18 protein-coding genes are annotated in these 22842 nt (G+C 32.8%); 16 read left to right on the top strand and 2 right to left on the bottom strand.

Annotated features, from left to right (window positions below):
* The first annotated feature begins 50 nt into the window (after positions 1-50).
* The gene (rplS, locus tag EQ029_RS07830; RefSeq protein ID WP_037537864.1) at positions 51-401 is read left to right on the top strand and encodes a 50S ribosomal protein L19; all 351 of its coding nucleotides are present in this window, start codon (positions 51-53) and stop codon (positions 399-401) included.
* Between the two features lie 157 nt (positions 402-558).
* Here the strand turns inward: rplS and EQ029_RS07825 are convergent, their stop codons facing one another.
* The gene (locus tag EQ029_RS07825) at positions 559-3168 is read right to left on the bottom strand and encodes a YfhO family protein (protein ID WP_037557998.1); all 2610 of its coding nucleotides are present in this window, start codon (positions 3166-3168) and stop codon (positions 559-561) included.
* Position 3169: 1 nt separating this feature from the next.
* A complete protein-coding gene (locus EQ029_RS07820) occupies positions 3170-5764 on the bottom strand; it encodes a YfhO family protein (RefSeq protein WP_011275957.1) in 2595 nt (864 codons plus the stop codon).
* A gap of 242 nt (positions 5765-6006) precedes the next feature.
* On the opposite strand from EQ029_RS07820, the gene ylqF reads away from it, so the two are divergent.
* The 15 genes from ylqF to pyrH all read left to right on the top strand — a co-directional run bounded on the left by ylqF (position 6007) and on the right by pyrH (position 22831).
* Positions 6007-6891: a ribosome biogenesis GTPase YlqF gene (gene ylqF, locus EQ029_RS07815; RefSeq protein WP_011275956.1), complete on the top strand. Its 885-nt coding sequence runs from the start codon at positions 6007-6009 to the stop codon at positions 6889-6891.
* Positions 6875-7642, top strand: coding sequence for a ribonuclease HII (locus EQ029_RS07810; protein ID WP_033080068.1), 768 nt, complete (start codon positions 6875-6877; stop codon positions 7640-7642). Before ylqF ends, EQ029_RS07810 begins: the two co-directional genes overlap by 17 nt.
* Before the next feature lie 111 nt (positions 7643-7753).
* A complete protein-coding gene (gene sucC, locus EQ029_RS07805) occupies positions 7754-8920 on the top strand; it encodes an ADP-forming succinate--CoA ligase subunit beta (protein ID WP_011275954.1) in 1167 nt (388 codons plus the stop codon).
* A 21-nt stretch (positions 8921-8941) separates the two neighbouring features.
* Positions 8942-9847, top strand: a complete 906-nt coding sequence (gene sucD, locus EQ029_RS07800) for a succinate--CoA ligase subunit alpha (RefSeq protein ID WP_011275953.1) — start codon at positions 8942-8944, stop codon at positions 9845-9847.
* A 299-nt stretch (positions 9848-10146) separates the two neighbouring features.
* The gene (locus EQ029_RS07795; protein ID WP_011275952.1) at positions 10147-11376 is read left to right on the top strand and encodes an aminoacyltransferase; all 1230 of its coding nucleotides are present in this window, start codon (positions 10147-10149) and stop codon (positions 11374-11376) included.
* A gap of 218 nt (positions 11377-11594) precedes the next feature.
* Positions 11595-12461, top strand: a complete 867-nt coding sequence (dprA, locus tag EQ029_RS07790) for a DNA-processing protein DprA (RefSeq protein WP_011275951.1) — start codon at positions 11595-11597, stop codon at positions 12459-12461.
* A gap of 178 nt (positions 12462-12639) precedes the next feature.
* Positions 12640-14709 (top strand): type I DNA topoisomerase, encoded by a 2070-nt coding sequence (gene topA, locus EQ029_RS07785; protein ID WP_011275950.1) that lies wholly within the window; start codon positions 12640-12642, stop codon positions 14707-14709.
* 23 nt (positions 14710-14732) lie between these two features.
* Entirely contained in the window at positions 14733-16040 is a 1308-nt protein-coding gene (trmFO, locus tag EQ029_RS07780) for an FADH(2)-oxidizing methylenetetrahydrofolate--tRNA-(uracil(54)-C(5))-methyltransferase TrmFO (protein ID WP_011275949.1), read from the top strand.
* Positions 16041-16214: 174 nt separating this feature from the next.
* On the top strand, positions 16215-17078 hold the full coding sequence (gene xerC, locus EQ029_RS07775) for a tyrosine recombinase XerC (protein ID WP_222127965.1): 864 nt from the start codon (positions 16215-16217) through the stop codon (positions 17076-17078).
* Positions 17079-17624 carry an ATP-dependent protease subunit HslV gene (gene hslV, locus EQ029_RS07770; RefSeq protein WP_011275947.1) on the top strand — a complete coding sequence of 182 codons (546 nt, stop codon included), beginning with the start codon at positions 17079-17081 and terminating at the stop codon, positions 17622-17624. It abuts the gene before it with no gap.
* Positions 17625-17682: 58 nt separating this feature from the next.
* Positions 17683-19086 (top strand): ATP-dependent protease ATPase subunit HslU, encoded by a 1404-nt coding sequence (hslU, locus tag EQ029_RS07765; protein WP_011275946.1) that lies wholly within the window; start codon positions 17683-17685, stop codon positions 19084-19086.
* A 21-nt stretch (positions 19087-19107) separates the two neighbouring features.
* Entirely contained in the window at positions 19108-19881 is a 774-nt protein-coding gene (codY, locus tag EQ029_RS07760; RefSeq protein ID WP_011275945.1) for a GTP-sensing pleiotropic transcriptional regulator CodY, read from the top strand.
* Between the two features lie 266 nt (positions 19882-20147).
* Positions 20148-20936 (top strand): 30S ribosomal protein S2, encoded by a 789-nt coding sequence (gene rpsB, locus EQ029_RS07755; RefSeq protein ID WP_011275944.1) that lies wholly within the window; start codon positions 20148-20150, stop codon positions 20934-20936.
* Between the two features lie 157 nt (positions 20937-21093).
* Entirely contained in the window at positions 21094-21972 is an 879-nt protein-coding gene (gene tsf / locus EQ029_RS07750) for a translation elongation factor Ts (protein WP_011275943.1), read from the top strand.
* Between the two features lie 136 nt (positions 21973-22108).
* A complete protein-coding gene (gene pyrH / locus EQ029_RS07745; protein WP_011275942.1) occupies positions 22109-22831 on the top strand; it encodes a UMP kinase in 723 nt (240 codons plus the stop codon).
* Positions 22832-22842 lie beyond the last annotated feature (11 nt).

Here is a 22842-nt window from a genome sequence, read left to right as displayed (position 1 = left end):
CTGCTATATGAATGTCTAGGCAAGAACATAGGTTGAAGGAGAGTATATCAATGAGTAATCATAAGTTAATCGAAGCAGTTACAAAATCACAATTACGCACAGACTTACCAGCATTCCGTACAGGTGATACTTTACGTGTACACGTACGTATCGTAGAGGGTTCACGTGAACGTATCCAAGTATTCGAAGGTGTTGTAATCAAACGTCGTGGTGGAGGAATTTCTGAAACTTTCACAGTTCGTAAAATTTCTTCAGGTGTAGGTGTGGAACGTACATTCCCATTACACACTCCAAAAATCGAAAAAATCGAACTTAAACGTCGTGGTAAAGTACGTCGTGCTAAATTATACTACTTACGTAGTTTACGTGGTAAAGCTGCTAGAATCCAAGAAATTCGTTAATCAGCAAACTGAGTATAATAATAAGACAGAGGTTAGATACAACGTTTGTCTTACAAATAAAGCTTCCAATCTTCTTCTTTCAAGTGGAGATTGGAAGCTTTATTATTTGTATTCACATTTTAAAGCAATTAAAGTTTAATTTATTAATTATCTTAATTTAGTGTTTTTTCTTAACCCATAAACTAAATAATATACTACCGATGACACCAATGAAACTCATAATTGCAAGTAGATAGAAATGAGGAGGGGTGTATGTGAGTTTAATCACTTTATCTCCTTTATTAACTGGTATTGCTGTCATGATACCATTAGCTTGGTGAACAGGTACTTCTTTCCCATCGACTTGCGCATGCATACCTTTTGCATATACAGTTGGTAAAATGACATATCCTGTTGCGTTCTTAGGTTTCTTGACGACATAACCATTTCTCATATCTTTAACTTTCACAGGTGTTAATTCTTTTGAAGCTTTTTTAAGTGTGCTGTAGTCCTCGCCATAAATACCTTTCACAGATAAACGATAATTCCCTTTAGATAGATGAATATTTAGCTTATCAGATGCTTTAACACGCATTGTAACTGGTGTAACTAAACGACGATATTTGTAGCTCAGTTCATTTCGATTTTGCGAATATTCATTAACACTTACAGAATGCGCTTTGTCAGGAGAAAGTAGTTCAACATCCATTTCTACGTACATATCTTTATATTGATTCGCGACAGATTCAGGTAATTTTAATGTAACTCCACCATTATCCTTGTGTACTTTAAGATGATTTTGATTTTTCCAAGTCGCATCTTTTGTAGACATTTTTGACTCGGTTAAAAGATTTTTATTAGGTTTAAATGAAGTATTAGCTTTTTCTGAATTGTCGTTTAATACGATCCCTTTTAACATAGCTTGTTCACGATCTAAAGGTGATTTTAAATCATCACTATTATATATATGATTAGTTACATGAGCTGATGGATAGTCAATCATGTTTTTAGAATGGATAAGCGTATGTTTACCATTTAATATCGTATCTTTCTTTTCAAAACCGTAAGTCATATTTTGATCTTCAGGATGACGTAGTCGATCTTGAACATTCCATAAAGCAGTTAAGTTTGCACGATTTCCTAAAAAGCGATACGTACTATTTTTATCAACGGGCATATTAATTTGCATTAATTTATCATAATATTTCAAAATTCCTCCATCAAAAATGCTTGAGTATAGCGAAATACCATTGTAGTGATAAAGAAAAGGAGAATTTAATGCATATGCCGACATATAATCAATACGATGAAATGGATCATCATGATGTTCTTTGATAGAATTAATTTTTTTAGCAATAGTATCATTATAGTATGAAGGATCGCTCAATGTATTGATTGTCGTTGAATATGGGTCTATCGTTCTTTGTCTTGAATCATGTGTCATTATAATTTGTTGACCGAAAAATAGCACAATCAACGATAACATAATAATTGGTTGTTTTAGTAAAGATTTGCGATAGATAAATATTCCTAGCACAACGATGATAATTAAAGCAATTACCATCCAATCTACAAAGTTGTCAGCTATGATATACCTACACAAACCAGCAATAAATACGGACACAGCTGCAAATAGAAACTGTTTCATAGTCAACTCTGATAAGTGATGAATATATAAAGCAATCAGTCCACTTGTAGATAACACTAAGAAATAAACCCAACGTCGTTGTGGTAATGAGAATCCATTAAAAGCACTATCAAAGTACTGTGATAATGAACCAATAAGTAAGAACCACGTTATAATAGCAAAAATTTTATAGTAATAGTGTTTATATAACTTTGGCGTTAATAAAGCCACCAATGCAATAAGTGATATTGTTACATAAAAGCCATTTGAAAATATATAATAATTATTTTTAGTTAAATCAGTAAATAGAGAGATGTTGAAATCAGAATTTTGTTGGCGATCATTATTTAGGAAAGATGATACACCAGTGTAAAAACCTAATATGCTTGATAGGAGCGCAAACATAGCCCCTATAATTAGTAAATAACATTTTTGCCAACGAGATACGATATCATGGCGATATTGGAATACGACACGTAATATAAAATAAATACCTAACACAATGGCTTGATAATAAGTAAAGTAAAAATTTGAAAATAGTGTGATTGCCACCGCAAAGATGAACAAACCTATCTTTCTTCGTTGAAAGAAACGTTCCATTCCCCATAATGATAATGGCAATATAATTAACAAATCTCCATAAAATGACCAAGTAAAATTGTAATATAACACTACTGTTGATGCCCCATATAAAATTGTTGCTATCAACAGAGGTGTAGAACTTAACTTTAAATATCTAAAATAATAAAATGCACAAATAAAAGTAATTATTGTTCGTACATAAGCAACAATTAATTGATTTGTTGGCCAAAAGCGAATGTTTTGCGGTTGCCAATGGAATATATGTTCACCGATCCATACAATAATAAAATTGACCCACATGATTGGTGAAAGGGAATAATAATAGGCTAACCCTTTAACATAATCTCCGCCTAGTCCAAATGAATGATCGTAAAATCCTTTTAATTGTGTGAAGTGTTCATATAAATATAATTGGAACGGCATCATTTGTCTAAAACCATCACCAGAGCCACTAAATACCACGCCATCTTTTATGTAATCCCGGATAAATGGATAATAAATGGTTAGTGTTACGATATTAGCTATGATGAAAATGAAACCAAACGTCCATAAGGGTTTAGACCATATTTTTTTAATCAATTTACTTCCTCATCTTTCGTTTTTTTGAATTAAAAATTTTTACAAAAATAGCACTAAGAATCATACTCATTAATGAAATGAATATCATAGTATTCCAGTAAGGAGGTTGATATTTAATGACAATTTGTTTTGCATTTTTGTCGACTGGAACACCGGTCATCATATAATTTACTTTTTGGATTTTTGCAGGTTGACCATCAACATACGCTTGCATTCCTTTTCGATAAGGAATGTTTATTGAGGCTACACCACTCTCATGGTGACTGAGTTGGACTTGTATACCATTTTTAATATCATGATAACTTGTATCAAAATTAGCATTATCATGCACCTTTTTAAGCGTATCATAATTCTCGCCATTTAATTGTTGTAAATCGACATAAAATTCACCATCAGGCGAAAGGGTAATAGTGATATCACCATTTTTATCTGGTTGAGTGCGATAAAGTTGAGTGTCTACACCTGTTCGATAGGTAGAATTATTAAACAATCGATGATTAGCGTAATTATTAATAGCGACAGTGTAATTACTATCTGGATTACCTCTCTTAATCTTCATCGTTAAATAAAAATCATCATATTTATCACGTATTTGTTTTGGAAGATGTAATTTTATAGTACCACCTTTGCCACCAATGACCTTATAGCGATTTTTTCCAATTCGCTTAATATTTTGTTGTTGCATATCAACTTTTGATAGTAAATTAGATGCTGGTTGTTTGAAAGATTTTCCTGCATTATCCATGATCACACCATTTAACATCGCATGCTCACGATCTATAGCTGTTTTTAAAGATTTACTATTATAAACATTTTTCGTAACTTTAACACTCGGCAAAGTAAGTGTATTTTCATAGATAGAATATTGTCCACTTGTTTTAACCTTTTTAAAATAGGGGGGTAAATTTCCTTGATAATCTTTAAGCATCATATAACGTACTGAGAAAAGACTCGCTATATTTTGTCGACCATTTATTGATTGATAGCGACTTAGTGACTCCTCGGCAAGATTAATCTTTAGTGCATCATAATAGTAATCGAGAATATTATGATGGAAGATACTTGAATATAAACTTAGTCCCTTAAAGTGTTGGTACATAGGTGTGTTATCTTGCTCATTCACTCGCCAATCGATACGTTCATCTTCTCGCTTACTATTCTTCATTGTATTAACTAATGAACGCTGTAAGTCTGAACTATATAAACTTGAATTAATATAAAATGTATTAGCTCGTTCTTGATGATCTTTAAAATAAATTTGATTTTTAATAAATACGAAAGAAACCATTAAATTGAGTAAGATTATAGAAATACCGAATATATAGCTTAGATTAATGCGATAACGTCTATCTTTTAAAATTAAAATAAGTAACCCTATTAAAGAAACGATTGGTACAAGTACAAGCCAAGCTACAAATTTATGATATGTAATAGCACTAGCGAAAATGATAATTTCAGCAATAATATTACTAATTAAATATGATTTGATTTTTAGTGTTCTAAAATATTTTAGAAATAGACCAATTAATATTGCTGAATTAAAAGACAATATAAAATGCCAACGTTTTTGTGGTGCAGAAAATCCATTAAACAATTGATCGATAAATGGTACAAAGCTTAATAGAATAAATGCGAGAGTTAAAATTGCGAATAAGCGATAATAAAAGTGTTTATAAAGTTTAATACATAATAATGCTTGAATAGTTAGAAATAGCAATACGATTAAATAATTATCAAAGAAGATATTTGTGTTAATATCTAGCTTTTCGAAGGTATTTACTGTTCCTGAAAAAGGGACACGACGGTTATTTAAAAAACTTTGAACACCGTGGAAGAACATAAATAAACTATTACCTAACCCTAAAATGGCACTGATAGCAAATAATAGTAAAGCTTTGCCACGTGGAATAATATCTTTAGAGTGTTTAAAAATTATTCGAAGAAGTATGTAACCTGCACCTATAAGACAAAGATAATATGCAAAGTAGAAATTATTTATCATTATTAGTGTAATTGTAACTATAAATAGACCAAACTTTTGTTTTTGAAGTGTGCGTTCTATAGAAAATAGTAACAATGGCATCCAAATAAAAACATCACTAAAGAATGGCCAATAAACAGTAAAGCGATAATAAAGCGGCGACATAACAAATAGAAATGCCATAATAATACTAATCCAAGTATTACGTGAAATAAATTTACTATAAAGATAGGTACAATACATCGCTAATGCAGCTTTAATAGTGGAAATAACTAGCGCATTTACCATCCAAAATAGTAATCCCTGAGTATTTATATGTATAAATGTTTTTAATAGAATGATACATAGTACATTAATAATAAATAGTATGTTTGTTGAGAAATAATAGCTTAAATCCGTAAAAAAATCTCCACCTAGACCAAAATCAGTAGCATAAAAAAGATTGCCAACGCTCCATTTATCAAATAGAAACATTTGAATAGGTATCATCTGTTCGATACCATCGTTGGGTCCTGTAAATAATACGCCGTCGTGAATAAAGCGATAAATAATATAGCTATGTCCTAAGAAAGACAGAGTTAAGAATATACATATATATATTAATATTTTCTTCATAACTTACCTCTAAGCGATAGGATTATAATTGTAAGAGTATATTTAAATTGTAGGGGATTGATTGTGCGATTAAAAGTAATTATGCTTTTCTGACATTATAAACTTATTGTACTTTATCGTTTTATTTAATGAATGATAAAATAAATGATGAACTTAGAAAAAAAGTGGCTCTCAAATAAAAATTCAATTATAATCAACAGGTTGAATTGAATTAAAATATATCGAAAGTAAGGTGACAATTAATGGCAATTCAATGGTATCCAGGACATATGGCAAAAGCTAAACGAGAGGTAACAGAACAATTAAAAAAAGTAGATGTTGTATTTGAATTAGTTGATGCACGTATTCCATATAGTTCTCGTAACCCAATGATTGATGAAGTAATCAAACAAAAACCGCGCGTAGTTATTCTTAATAAAAAAGATATGTCCAATTTAAATGAAATGCAGAAATGGGAAAGCTTCTTTATAGATAAAGGATATTATCCTGTATCAGTAGATGCTAAGCATGGCAAAAATTTAAAAGGTGTAGAAACTGCAGCTATAGCAGCAACAAAAGAAAAATTTGAACGTGAGAAGGCTAAAGGACTTAAACCTAGAGCAATTAGAGCAATGATTGTTGGCATACCTAACGTTGGTAAATCAACTTTGATTAATAAATTAGCACGTAAAAATATTGCACAAACTGGTAATAAACCAGGTGTAACCAAACAACAACAGTGGATTAAAGTTGGGCAATCTCTACAATTATTAGATACACCTGGAATTTTATGGCCTAAATTTGAAGATGAAATTGTTGGTAAAAAATTAAGTTTAACTGGCGCAATAAAAGACAGTATTGTACATTTAGATGAAGTTGCTATCTATGGTTTACAGTTTTTAATTAACCATGATTTAGAAGGTTTTAAGCAACATTATAAGATTGATGTATCTGCAGATGCTGAAATATTAGAATGGTTTGATGCAATTGGACGTCGACGTGGACTTTTACAAAGAGGCAATGAAGTAGATTACGAAGCGGTTATTGAACTGATAATTAATGACGTTAGAAATGCCAAAATTGGAACATACAGTTTTGACTTATATTCAGAAATGAAGAGTGAATTAGATAATGACACAAACAATTAATGAAGCAAAGCACATATTGTCTGAAATTAACTCAATTGAAGTTTTAGAAAAACATGAATTAAATCAAGACGTTCGTAAAGGGATACAACAAGCTATTACAAGACGTCGTAAACAACTTTTAAAAGAACAAGAAATTTTAGACCATTACAATACAATGAATAAATTTGAAAGTGAGTTGCTGAATAACAATCCTCAAGCATTAATCTGTGGTATTGACGAGGTTGGACGTGGTCCGTTAGCAGGTCCTGTTGTTGCATGTGCGGTGATTTTAAATGAAGGGCATCGCTATTTAGGACTTGATGATTCTAAAAAAGTAACAGCGAGTAAAAGACAAATACTTAATAAAAAGCTTAAAGATGGGGTGTTGGAGTATGCCTATGGTTTAGCTAGTCCAGAAGAGATCGATGAATTGAATATATATAATGCAACTCAAGTAGCAATGAATCGAGCTTTGAGTCAATTAGTAAATCGTCCAGATCATTTATTAATAGATGCAATGTCTTTAGATACAACAATTCCTCAAACATCTATTATTAAAGGCGACGCAAAGAGTGTGTCTATTGCTGCAGCAAGTATAATGGCAAAAGAGTACAGAGATGATTTAATGAAAGAGATTGCAGATGAATATCCAGGATATGAATTTGAGAAAAATGTGGGTTACGGAACTAAAGCACATTTAGATGGCCTAAATAAACTCGGTATTACACCTTATCATCGTAAAAGCTTTGAACCAATCAAATCTATGACGTAATTATTTGAATTTTAAATTAATTGCAAAAAGTGGAACACTTTCAGTTTACAATAGCGCTTTCATTTTCTATAATTATAACTGAACTTAACCTAAGAAGTAGGAGGATGGAAGATGAATATCCACGAATATCAAGGTAAAGAAATATTTCGTTCTATGGGCGTAGCCGTTCCAGAAGGACGAGTTGCATTTACTGCTGAAGAAGCAGTGGAAAAGGCTAAAGAATTAGACACAGAGATTTATGTGGTTAAAGCACAAATCCACGCTGGGGGTAGAGGTAAAGCAGGTGGAGTTAAGATTGCTAAATCATTATCTGAGGTTGAAACTTATGCCAATGAATTATTAGGTAAACAATTAGTTACACATCAAACTGGACCTGAAGGTAAAGAAGTTAAACGTTTGTATATTGAACAAGGTTGCGATATTCAAAAAGAATATTATGTAGGTTTTGTAATTGACCGTGCAACTGATCGTATTACTTTAATGGCTTCAGAAGAAGGCGGTACTGAAATTGAAGAAGTAGCTGCTAAAACACCAGAAAAAATCTTTAAAGAAACAATCGACCCAGTTGTTGGTTTATCACCTTATCAAGCGCGTCGTATTGCTTTCAATATTAATATTCCAAAAGAATCTATTAATAAAGCAGCGAAATTCTTAATTTCTTTATACAATGTATTTATCGAAAAAGATTGTTCTATCGTTGAAATTAACCCATTAGTTACTACTGGTGAAGGTGAAGTTTTAGCTTTAGATGCTAAAATCAACTTCGATGACAATGCATTATTCAGACATAAAGATATCCAAGAATTACGTGATTTAGAAGAAGAAGATCCTAAAGAGATTGAAGCATCTAAATATGACTTATCTTATATTGCATTAGATGGAGATATTGGTTGTATGGTTAATGGTGCTGGTTTAGCGATGGCTACAATGGATACTATTAATCATTTTGGTGGAAATCCAGCTAACTTCCTAGACGTAGGGGGCGGCGCTACAAAAGAAAAAGTTACTGAAGCATTCAAAATCATCTTAGGTGATGACAATGTTAAAGGTATCTTTGTAAACATCTTCGGTGGAATCATGAAATGTGATGTTATTGCTGAAGGTATCGTAGCAGCAGTTAAAGAAGTTGAATTAACTTTACCATTAGTAGTTCGTTTAGAAGGTACAAATGTAGAACGCGGTAAAGAAATCTTAAACGAATCAGGTTTAGCAATTGAACCAGCAGCTACAATGGCTGAAGGCGCTCAAAAAATTGTTAAGCTTGTTAAAGAAGCGTAAGGAAAGGATGGGAACACTAAGATGAGTGTATTTATAGATAAAAATACTAAAGTAATGGTACAAGGTATTACAGGGTCTACTGCCCTTTTCCATACAAAACAAATGCTTGATTATGGTACACAAATTGTTGCAGGGGTAACACCAGGTAAAGGTGGACAAGTTGTTGAAGGTGTACCTGTATATAATACTGTTGCTGAAGCTAAAGAAGAAACAGGTGCTAACGTATCTGTAGTTTATGTTCCGGCGCCATTCGCAGCAGATTCTATTTTGGAAGCAGCAGATGCAGATTTAGATATGGTTATTTGTATCACTGAACATATTCCTGTTGTTGACATGGTTAAAGTTAAGCGTTACTTAGAAGGAAGAAAAACACGTTTAGTTGGACCAAACTGCCCAGGTGTTATTACTGCTGATGAATGTAAAATTGGTATCATGCCAGGATATATCCATAAAAAAGGTCATGTAGGTGTTGTATCACGTTCTGGTACGTTAACTTACGAAGCGGTTCATCAATTAACTGAAGAAGGCATTGGTCAAACTACAGCTGTAGGTATTGGTGGCGACCCTGTCAACGGTACTAACTTTATCGATGTACTTAAAGCGTTTAATGAAGATGAAGATACTAAAGCTGTTGTAATGATTGGTGAAATCGGTGGTACTGCTGAAGAAGAAGCGGCGGAATGGATTAAAGCTAATATGACTAAACCGGTTATTGGCTTCATTGGAGGTCAAACAGCCCCTCCAGGTAAACGTATGGGTCACGCTGGTGCGATTATTTCTGGCGGTAAAGGTACTGCAGATGAAAAAATTAAAACATTAAATGAATGTGGTGTTAAAACTGCGGACACACCTTCAGAAATTGGTACTACATTAATCGAAGCAGCTAAAGAAGCTGGCATTTACGAAGAATTATTAACAATTAAGTAAATTTGATTAAATTCTAATTAAACATTGCCTAGACTCTTATTGACAGTCTCTATTCGAAGTTGATATTAAATTTATTAATTTCGAATGGAGAACATCAATTGTTAAAGAGTCTAGTTTTTTGTGTTTTTATATATAGTTTTGTAAAATTTATTAACAATTTTATTGAATAGTGATATTCTAATTATAAATAAGTATTAAGGAGCAAACATCATGATATTAAAACAACACAGATAATTATTTTCTTTCATTTAGAAATAATCAATGAACAAAACATCAATAAATGAAAGAGAGCTCAAAAAATGAAATTTACTAAATTGAACATTAACGAATATAGATCATTTGTAGAACAACAATTTTCTCATTATACACAGTCGATGGATTTATATGATTATCGAATAAATCGTGCAGGTGGGGTTCATATTGTCGGTGTTAAAGAAAACGGTAACGTTGTTGCTGCCTGTTTATTAACTGATGCTCGTATATTTAAGGTGTTTAAATACTTTTATACCCATCGAGGACCAGTGATGGATTTTACTAATTTAGCGTTAGTAGAATTTTTCTTTAAAAAATTAACGCATTATGTAAGTATGCGAAGAGGTGTTTTCATATTAGTTGACCCTTATGTCTTGGAGAATATAAGAAGTGCTGATGGTGAGATTATAGAACACTTTAACAATAAACAGTGGTTCAAGGTGATGAATAAATTAGGATACCAACACCAAGGTTTTACAACTGGCTATTCAGCTATGAGTCAAATAAGATGGCATTCTATATTAGATTTAAAAGATAAAAGTGAACAACAATTATTAAAAGATATGTCATATCAAACTAGACGTAACATTATGAAGACAATTGAAATGGGTGTGCAAATTAAAACTTTATCAATTAAAGAAACGAATAGATTTTATCGACTGTATCACATGGCTGAAGAAAAACATGGTTTTCATTTTCAAGAAGAACCTTATTTTAAACAAATGCTTGAAATTTATGGTGATAAAGCATGTATGAAGTTAGCTTATATTGATTTAAATAAGTATATAAATTTATTAAAGCAACGAGCGATAGAATTAGAAGAGAAAGTGACTGAAATTAAACAATCATTAAAAGTGAATGCTAATTCAAAAAAGACAAAAACAAAATATCACCAATTAAATCAACAACTAGAGAGCCTTAATAAAAAAATAGCAAAAACTGAACAATTAATCATTACGGATGGTACATTACTTGATTTAGCTGCTGCATTGTTTATTTATAACAATCACGAAATGTACTATTTATCAAGTGGTTCTAATCCTAAATACAATGAATTTATGGGAGCCTATTGTCTACAATGGGATATGATAAGATACGCAAAAGAGAAAGGAATAGAGCGTTATAATTTCTACGGTATAACTGGCGACTTTGGTGAAGATGCAGAAGATTATGGTGTTCAACAATTTAAAAAAGGATTCAATGCGTTTGTAGAAGAATATGTTGGTAATTTTATTAAGCCAGTAAATAAATTGCTCTATAAATTATATCAAAAGTAAGTGTAATGATATAGCTAGTGCTAACGTCATATAATATAAAAAATTCTGAGGCTTTAAGGGTCTCAGATTTTTGTTTGAATTGAGAGAGTGGATTGTTTACATAATTCAATATTAAAATTACTCATTAAAAGTTATTAAATTTTTCCCTCAAATGTCTTTTAATTGAAATGTGGTGTACTAAATATTTGTCTTATAATGTTGTTAAAGGAGACGACTTCATGACTAACAACAACATATTACTTTTGAAATTAATTTGGTTAGGTTATACGACCCAACATATTCATCATTTATTAAAATTAAATCCTGAATTTTTTAAATTCTCTTATACTGATCAAATAGATTCAATAAAAAATTGGGACAAGTTATTTCATAAAGGTGATTTTATTGATCGATATAATCATTTAAATGATAAAGAAATTTTGTCATTTTTGAATCAACACAAGATAAGTTTTGTAACACCGTTTAACGCTAATTATCCTCGACTATTAAAAGAAATTTATGATTATCCGTTTGTCCTATTTTACCAAGGTGACCCCCAATTATTAACATCCCCCAATACATTAGGTGTGGTGGGCTCAAGAAATGCAACAGAGTACTCAGCTAAAGCCATGCAATACTTATTTCCTAAATTTAAACAAATTCCACTAACCATTATTTCCGGTTTGGCAAAAGGTGCTGATAGCATTGCACATCATTTTGCTATAGAGTATCAATTACCTACTATAGCTGTTTTAGGTTTTGGTCATATGATGCATTACCCTAGAGAAACGCAAAAATTACGCAACATAATTGAAGTAAAAGGTTTAGTTATTAGTGAATATCCGCCATTCACTAGTGTTAGGCGATATCACTTTCCGCAACGCAATCGTTTGATAAGCGGTCTTTCACAAGGGGTTTTAATAACTGAAGCAAGTGTTAGAAGCGGTAGTCAAATTACAATTGATTGCGCATTAGACCAAAATAGAAATATATATGTATTACCAGGTTCAATATTTAATCCACTAACTAAAGGTAATTTGAAACGAGCTCAAGAAGGTGCGATGATTGTAACCTCAGCTGATGATATTCTATGTGATTATAAATAGATATCATTAATGATTCATTCTAGAGTAATAAAAATCTATATTTAATTCTAATTGATAGCTAAAAATAATATTAAAAAGCGTTTAAAATGCACGTTAATAGAATTTAAACATTGACAAAAACAAAACTGACCGTTTATCATTTATCTTTAGTAATTGAAATAGCAAGGGGGAATTCACTTTGGCAGATAATTTAGTCATAGTTGAGTCGCCTGCAAAAGCGAAAACCATTGAAAAATATTTAGGTAAAAAATATAAAGTTATAGCTTCTATGGGACATGTTAGAGATTTACCAAGAAGTCAAATGGGTGTCGATGTAGAAGATAATTATGAACCGAAATATATTACGATACGCGGTAAAGGTCCAGTTGTTAAAGACTTAAAGAAATATGCTAAGAAAGCAAAAAATGTCTTTCTTGCGAGTGACCCTGACCGTGAAGGTGAAGCGATTGCTTGGCATTTATCAAAAATTTTAGAACTTGATGATTCAAAAGAAAACAGAGTAGTATTTAATGAAATTACAAAAGATGCGGTAAAAGAAAGTTTTAAGCATCCTCGTGGCATAGAAATGGATTTAGTCGATGCACAACAAGCACGCCGTATATTAGATAGATTAGTTGGATATAATATTTCACCAGTATTATGGAAGAAAGTGAAAAAGGGGCTGTCTGCAGGGCGAGTTCAATCTGTAGCTTTAAGATTAGTAATAGATAGAGAGAATGAGATTCGTAACTTTAAGCCTGAAGAGTATTGGTCTATAGAAGGTGAGTTTAGATATAAGAAATCTAAATTTACTGCTAAGTTTCTTCATTATAAAAATAAACCATTTAAATTAAAAACAAAAAAAGATGTTGAAAAAGTTACAGCTGAATTAGATGGAGACAAATTTGAAATTACAAATGTTAATAAAAAAGAAAAAACTAGAAATCCTGCTAATCCATTTACCACTTCAACATTACAACAAGAGGCAGCTCGTAAATTAAATTTCAAAGCGCGTAAAACTATGATGCTCGCGCAACAATTATATGAAGGTATTGATTTAAAACGACAAGGTACAGTTGGATTAATCACATACATGAGAACTGACTCTACACGTATATCACAAACCGCTAAAGACGAAGCGAAACAATATATTGAAGATAAGTATGGTAAAGATTATCTTTCTAATAGAACTGCTAAGGGTAAACAGGGTGACCAAGATGCCCACGAAGCAATTCGACCAACAAGTACTTTACGTACACCTTATGAAATGAAAGCATACTTAACTAGAGATCAGCATCGATTGTATAAGTTAATATGGGAAAGATTTGTAGCAAGTCAAATGGCACCAGCTATTTTAGACACAGTTGCTTTAGATGTTACCCAAAACAACATTAAATTCCGAGCGAATGGTCAAACAATCAAATTTAAAGGTTTCATGACGCTTTATGTAGAAGCCAAAGACGATAAAGATAATGAAAAAGAAAATAAATTACCTAACTTAAGTAAAGGTGATGAAGTCACTGCAACTCAAATAGAGCCAGCACAACACTTCACTCAACCACCACCACGTTATACTGAAGCTCGTTTAGTTAAAACGTTAGAGGAGTTAAAAATCGGTAGACCGTCTACCTATGCACCTACGATTGACACAATACAAAAACGAAATTATGTAAAACTTGAAAGTAAACGATTCGTACCTACTGAATTAGGTGAAATTGTTTATGAACAAGTAAAAGATTACTTCCCAGAAATAATTGATGTAGAGTTTACTGTAAATATGGAAACACTATTGGATAAAATTGCTGAAGGAGATATTGGTTGGAGAAAAGTAATTGATAACTTTTATGGAAGTTTCAAATTAGACGTTGAACGTGCTGAAGAAGAAATGGAAAAAGTTGAAATTAAAGATGAACCTGCCGGCGAAGATTGTGAAGTTTGTGGCTCTCCTATGGTTATTAAAATGGGGCGATATGGTAAGTTTATGGCGTGCTCAAACTTCCCAGATTGTAGAAATACGAAAGCAATAGTGAAAACAATAGGCGTGACATGTCCTAAATGCAAAGATGGAGATGTCGTTGAAAGAAAATCTAAGAAAAATAGACTTTTCTATGGTTGTTCAAACTATCCTGAATGTGACTTTATTTCTTGGGACAAACCTGTAGGTCGTGATTGTCCTAAATGTAATCATTATTTAATGGAACATAAGAAAGGACGTAGTTCACAAGTAATTTGCTCTAACTGTGACTATAAAGAAGAAGTTCAAAAATAGATAAAAATTGAAGGAGGAAAACCATGAGTCAAACTGTAAATATTGTTGGCGCTGGACTAGCTGGTTCAGAGGCCGCTTATCAATTAGCACAACGAGGCATCAAAGTGAATTTAATTGAAATGCGCCCAGTTAAACAAACGCCAGCACATCATACTGATAAATTTGCTGAATTAGTATGTTCAAACTCACTACGAGGCAATGCATTAACGAATGGTGTGGGTGTATTAAAAGAAGAAATGAGAAGATTAGACTCACTAATTATCTCTGCTGCTGACAAAGCAAGAGTTCCTGCCGGTGGTGCATTAGCAGTTGATCGACATGATTTTTCTGGTTATATCACTGAAACTTTAAGAAATCATCCTAATGTTACTGTTATTAATGAAGAAATTAATAGTATCCCTGAAGGATATACAATTATTGCTACTGGTCCATTAACTACAGAAAATTTAGCTAAAGAAATCGTAGATATTACAGGTAAGGATCAACTTTATTTTTATGATGCAGCTGCTCCAATTATTGAAAAAGAATCGATTGATATGGATAAAGTGTATCTAAAATCACGTTACGATAAAGGTGAAGCCGCCTATCTTAATTGTCCTATGACAGAAGAAGAATTTAATCGCTTTTATGATGCAGTACTTGAAGCAGAAGTTGCACCAACAAATGAATTTGAAAAAGAAAAATATTTCGAAGGATGCATGCCTTTTGAAGTAATGGCTGAACGTGGACGCAAAACACTATTATTTGGTCCTATGAAACCTGTTGGCCTTGAAGATCCAAAAACAGGTAAACGTCCATTTGCTGTCGTTCAATTACGACAAGATGATGCAGCTGGAACGCTATATAATATTGTTGGTTTCCAAACTCATTTAAAATGGGGCGCTCAAAAAGAAGTCATTCGCCTTATCCCTGGTTTAGAAAATGTAGATATCGTTCGATATGGTGTCATGCATCGAAATACTTTTATTAACTCTCCTGACGTGTTAAATGAAAAGTATGAATTGATTAAAGAAGATCGAATTCAATTTGCAGGTCAAATGACTGGTGTTGAAGGATATGTTGAAAGTGCAGCAAGTGGACTTGTTGCTGGGATTAACCTAGCTCACAAATTACTTGATAAAGGTGAAGTAATATTCCCAAGAGAAACAATGATAGGTAGTATGGCATATTACATCTCACATGCTAAAAATGAAAAGAACTTCCAACCTATGAATGCTAACTTTGGTTTATTACCTTCACTTGAAAAGCGTATTAAAGATAAAAAAGAGCGTTACGAGGCACAAGCTAACAGAGCGCTCGAATATTTAGAGAATTATAAGAAAACACTTTAAAAATAATATAAACTTTATAATTGATAGAAAATGTGTCAATTCAAAGTTTTAAAGAATTCTCAAAAGATTTTGAATTCTATAGCTAATTATTTTAGTCCCCTTCATGTTATATGCTACAATGCATATGATGGAGGGGATTTTTAAGTGGAAGAAATCCAGGTTACATTCTTAAATATGCTCAAAGTTGAGAGAAATTTCTCCGCCCATACATTAAAATCATATCATGATGATTTAGTACAATTTAATCATTTTTTAGAACAAGAATTACTTAATCTAAGAACATTTGAATATAAAGATGCTAGAAATTATTTAAGCTATTTATATTCACAAAATTTGAAACGTACTACTGTATCAAGGAAGATTTCTACTTTAAGAACTTTCTATGAGTTTTGGATGACACAAGACGAGACAATCATAAATCCTTTCGTACAACTCGTTCATCCTAAGAAGGAGAACTACTTGCCACAGTTTTTTTATGAAGAAGAGATGGAAGCATTATTCGAAACTGTAGCAAAAGATACTAAAAAAGGATTACGGGATCGCGTTATTCTAGAATTATTATATGCAACGGGTATACGTGTTTCTGAACTAGTAAATATCCAACTCAAAGATATTGATATGTCTTTACCTGGTGTGAAAGTACTAGGAAAGGGAAATAAAGAACGTTTTGTTCCGTTTGGAGAATTTTGTCGTCAAAGCATTGAACAATACTTAAGAGAATTTAAGCCTATACAACATACCAAACATTCATTTTTATTAGTTAACATGAATGGCGCCCCTATAACAGAGAGAGGCGTTAGGTATGTTTTAAATGATGTTGTTAAACGTACAGCAGGGGTTACGGAAATTCACCCCCACAAACTAAGACATACGTTTGCAACACATTTACTCAATCAAGGTGCGGATTTAAGAACGGTACAATCTTTGTTAGGACATGTTAATCTTTCGACAACTGGAAGATATACACATGTTTCTAACCAACAATTACGTAAAGTGTATTTAAATGCACATCCTCGAGCGAAAAAGGAGAGTAAATAAATGAGTAAAACATCATTACATGCAACAACTATTTATGCCGTTAGACACAACGGTGAAGCAGCGATGGCTGGTGATGGACAAGTTACACTAGGTGAGCAAGTTATTATGAAGCAAACAGCGCGCAAGGTCCGCAGATTATATGAAGGAAAAGTGTTAGCTGGATTTGCTGGTAGTGTAGCTGATGCCTTCACTTTGTTCGAAAAGTTTGAAACAAAATTACAACAATTTAGTGGTAATTTGGAACGTGCAGCTGTTGAGCTAGCTCAAGAGTGGCGTGGTGATAAACAATTACGTCAATTGGAAGCTATGTTAATTGTAATGGACAAAGATGCAATATTAGTGGTCAGCGGGACTGGAGAAGTCATTGCACCTGATGATGATTTAATTGCGATTGGCTCAGGAGGCAACTATGCTTTAAGTGCTGGAAGAGCATTGAAGCGTCATGCAAGCCAATTATCTGCTAAAGAAATGGCTTACGAAAGTTTAAAAGTTGCATCTGACATTTGTGTGTTCACAAATGATAATATTATAGTGGAAACACTTTAACTTTTAAAAATATGGAAATGAATATAAATGGACGTTAATTAGGTTGGAGGTAAAATATATGGATGCAAACGGTATAAAATTAACACCTAAAGATATCGTATCTAAATTAGATGAATATATAGTTGGGCAAGATGATGCTAAACGAAAAGTTGCCATTGCTCTAAGAAATCGCTATAGAAGAAGTTTGCTAGATGAAGAAACCAAACAAGAAATCGCACCTAAGAATATCTTGATGATTGGTCCAACTGGTGTTGGTAAAACTGAAATAGCAAGACGTATGGCTAAAGTTGTAGGAGCGCCATTTATTAAGGTGGAAGCTACTAAGTTTACTGAAGTAGGATACGTTGGACGCGATGTTGAGAGTATGGTTCGTGATCTAGTCGATGTAGCTGTAAGACTAGTTAAAGATCAAAAGAAAGGTTTGGTTAAAGACGAAGCAGTTAATAAAGCTAATGAAAAGTTAGTTAAATTACTTGTGCCTAGTATGAAGAAAAAAGCGTCAAATAATAGTAATCCTTTAGAATCATTACTTGGTGGTGCAATTCCAAACTTTGGTAACAATGATGATGAAGAAGAGGAAACACCTACAGAAGAGATTAAAACCAAGCGTTCAGAAATCAAAAAACAATTATTAGATGGTAAACTTGAAGAAGAGAAAGTTAGAATTAAGGTAGAACAAGATCCAGGTGCGCTAGGCATGCTCGGTACAAATCAAAACCAACAAATGCAAGACATGATGAATCAACTCATGCCTAAACGTAAAGTTGAGCGTGAGGTACCAGTTAAAACAGCTCGTAAGATTTTGGCTGATGATTTTGCTGATGAATTAATTGACCAAGAAACTGCAAATCAAGAAGCGCTTGAGTTAGCAGAACAAATGGGTATTATCTTCATCGATGAGATCGATAAAGTAGCAACGAATAACGCTAATAGTGGTCAAGATGTTTCAAGACAAGGTGTACAACGAGATATCTTACCAATTTTAGAAGGTAGCATGATTCAAACTAAGTATGGTACTGTAAATACTGAACATATGCTGTTTATCGGTGCTGGCGCGTTTCACGTATCGAAACCAAGTGATTTAATACCTGAATTACAAGGACGCTTCCCAATTAGAGTAGAATTAGAAAGTTTAACTGTTGACGATTTTTATAGAATATTAACTGAACCTAAGCTATCACTTATCAAACAATATGAGGCATTGCTTCAAACAGAAGAGGTCACTGTGAACTTTACTAAGGAAGCGATTACAAGATTAGCTGAAATGGCATATCAAGTTAACCAAGACACTGATAATATTGGTGCACGTCGTTTACACACAATCTTAGAGAAAATGCTTGAGGATTTATCTTTCGAAGCCCCTAGCATGCCAAATGCTGTAGTAGATATAACACCACAATATGTTGATGATAAGTTGAAATCTATTTCAACAAATAAAGATTTAAGTGCATTTATTTTATAATATAAATAAAGGAGAAATTTTATGAGCTTATTATCTAAAACTAGAGAATTAAATACACTATTACAAAAACATAAAGGTATTGCGGTCGACTTTAAAGACGTTGCTCAAACAATTAGTAGCGTTACAGTAACGAACGTATTTATTGTTTCACGTAGAGGTAAAATTCTAGGTTCAAGTTTAAATGAACTTTTAAAAAGTCAGAGAATTAACGAAATGTTAGAAAGTAAACACATTCCTAGTGAATATACAGAACTATTAATGGACGTTAAACAAACTGAATCTAATATTGATATTGATAATGAATTAACTGTATTCCCACCTGAAGATAAAGAAGTATTTAGTAGCAGTCGTACAACTGTATTTCCAATACTTGGTGGCGGCGAAAGATTAGGAACATTAGTACTTGGTCGTGTTAAAGATGACTTTAACGAAAATGATTTAGTATTAGGCGAATACGCTGCAACAGTTATTGGAATGGAAATACTTCGTGAGAAACATAATGAAGTTGAGAAAGAGGCACGTGATAAAGCGGCAATCACTATGGCAATTAATTCATTATCTTATTCTGAAAAAGAAGCAATTGAGCATATTTTTGAAGAATTAGGTGGTAATGAAGGCCTATTGATAGCTTCAAAAGTAGCAGATAGAGTAGGTATCACTCGCTCAGTAATCGTGAACGCGTTACGTAAACTTGAAAGTGCTGGTGTAATCGAATCACGATCCTTAGGGATGAAGGGTACCTTTATTAAAGTTAAAAAAGAAAAATTCCTTGATGAATTAGAACGAAATAAATAATTATGATTTAAATCGATAATGCAATAACCAACATTCAACTGTTGCAAGTATATATTATTTGTAACAGTTTTTATTATGAAAAATGTGTATAGCATTATTTCTTTAGTGAAATTAACATTGCGCATTATATAGAAATATGATATTATTGTTTTCGGCTATAAAAGCCAATACACACATGATAAACGTACATTTAAAGGGTGCAATTAAATTAATTGTCTTTATATGAGTTTATTATGGAGGTAAATAACCACTAGGAGGAATTTAAAATGGCAGTAATTTCAATGAAACAATTACTAGAAGCCGGTGTTCACTTCGGTCACCAAACACGCCGTTGGAACCCAAAAATGAAAAAATACATCTTCACTGAGAGAAATGGTATCTATATCATTGACTTACAAAAAACAGTGAAAAAAGTTGAAGAAGCTTATAACTTCATCAAACAAGTATCTGAAGATGGCGGTAGAGTCTTATTCGTAGGTACTAAAAAACAAGCACAAGAGTCAGTTAAAGCTGAAGCAGAACGTGCTGGACAATTCTACGTTAACCAAAGATGGTTAGGCGGAATTTTAACTAACTACAAAACAATTTCTAAACGTATTAAACGTATTTCTGAAATCGAAAAAATGGAAGAAGACGGTTTATTCGACGTTTTACCTAAAAAAGAAGTTGTTGAACTTAAAAAAGAATACGACCGTTTAATCAAATTCTTAGGCGGTATTCGTGATATGAAATCTATGCCTCAAGCATTATTCGTAGTTGACCCTCGTAAAGAGCGTAACGCGATTGCTGAAGCACGTAAATTAAATATTCCAATCGTTGGTATTGTTGACACTAACTGTGATCCAGATGAAATTGATTACGTTATCCCAGCGAACGACGATGCTATTCGTGCCGTTAAATTATTAACTGGTAAAATGGCTGACGCTGTCTTAGAAGGTCAACAAGGTGTTTCTAACGATGAAGTAGCTGCAGAGCAAAACATCAATTTAGATGAAAAAGAAGAATCTCAAGAAGCAGAATCAACTGAAGAAAATACTACTGTTGAATCAAACTAAGATATAGTTTAAATGGGTGATAAGATGTAATGCTTATCGCCCTTTTTTCAAATAATAATGATTAAAGTTTACTAGAGTATTGGAAATTATAGTGACTTTAATGGTAATATTTAGGTATCATCTATTATTACAATTAGAAATATTGGAGGAATAATTAATGGCAATTTCAGCAAAACTTGTTAAAGAATTACGTGAAAGAACTGGCGCTGGTATGATGGATTGTAAAAAAGCGCTAACAGAAACTGATGGTGACATCGATAAAGCGATTGATTACTTACGTGAAAAAGGTATCGCTAAAGCAGCTAAAAAAGCAGACCGTATCGCAGCTGAAGGTTTAGTACATGTTGAAGTTAAAGGAAATGAAGCTGCTATCGTTGAAATCAACTCTGAAACTGACTTCGTAGCTCGTAATGAAGGCTTCCAAGAATTAGTTAAAGAAATTGCTAATCAAGTTCTTGATAGCAAAGCTGAAACAGTAGATGCTTTATTAGAAACTAAATTATCAAGTGGTAAAACAGTTGATGAAAGAATGAAAGAAGCAATCTCAACAATCGGTGAAAAATTAAGTATCCGTCGTTTCGAAATCAGAACAAAATCTGATAACGATGCATTTGGTGCATACTTACACATGGGTGGACGTATCGGTGTGTTAACTGTAGTTGAAGGTTCTACTGATGAAGAAGCTGCTAAAGATGTTGCTATGCACATCGCAGCTATCAATCCAAAATATGTTTCTTCAGAACAAGTTAAAGAAGAAGAAATCAATCACGAAAGAGAAGTATTAAAACAACAAGCATTAAATGAAGGTAAACCTGAAAACATCGTTGAAAAAATGGTTGAAGGTCGTTTACGTAAATATCTTCAAGAAATTTGTGCAGTTGATCAAAACTTCGTTAAAGATCCAGATCAAACAGTTGAAGCTTTCTTAAAATCTAAAGGTGGTAAACTTGTTGACTTCGTTCGCTATGAAGTAGGCGAAGGTATGGAAAAACGTGAAGAAAACTTCGCAGATGAAGTTAAAGGTCAAATGAAATAATCTGTCGACAAGATTTACAAGAAAGAAGACACCTTTGAGGTTTTCTATTATAAAGTGATACTTTATGTTAGAAGGCGCGTCAGTGTCTTCTTTACTTGTATATATTACATATTTTTACAATAGAGAGGAAAAAACAATGGCGCAAACTTCTAAATATAAACGTGTAGTATTAAAACTTAGTGGTGAAGCACTCGCAGGAGACAAAGGTTTTGGTATTAATCCAATCATTATTAAAAGCGTGGCACAGCAAGTAGCTGAAGTTGCTAAGATGGATTGCGAAATCGCAGTTATCGTTGGTGGTGGCAATATTTGGAGAGGTAAAACTGGTAGTGATTTAGGTATGGACCGTGGTACAGCAGACTACATGGGTATGCTTGCTACAGTTATGAATGCTCTTGCACTCCAAGATAGCTTAGAACAATTAGAATGTGACACACGTGTGTTGACATCAATTGAAATGAAACAAGTTGCTGAACCATATATCCGTCGAAGAGCTATTAGACATTTAGAGAAGAAACGTGTTGTTATTTTTGCAGCAGGAATCGGTAATCCATACTTCTCTACAGATACAACTGCAGCGTTACGTGCAGCAGAAGTCGAAGCCGATGTTATTTTAATGGGTAAAAATAATGTTGATGGAGTATATTCAGCAGACCCTAAAGTAGATAAGAATGCAGTTAAATATGAACACTTGACGCACATTCAAATGTTACAAGAAGGGTTACAAGTAATGGACTCAACTGCATCATCATTCTGTATGGATAATAATATTCCTTTAAATGTATTTTCAATTATGGAAGAAGGCAATATTAAACGTGCAGTTATGGGTGAAAAAATAGGTACGTTAATAACTAAATAATTAGAGGTGTA

The organism is Staphylococcus haemolyticus (genome assembly GCF_006094395.1).
Taxonomy (GTDB): domain Bacteria; phylum Bacillota; class Bacilli; order Staphylococcales; family Staphylococcaceae; genus Staphylococcus; species Staphylococcus haemolyticus.
The sequence above is the reverse complement of the archived record's forward strand: the minus strand, read 5'-3'. Positions and strand labels throughout refer to the sequence as shown.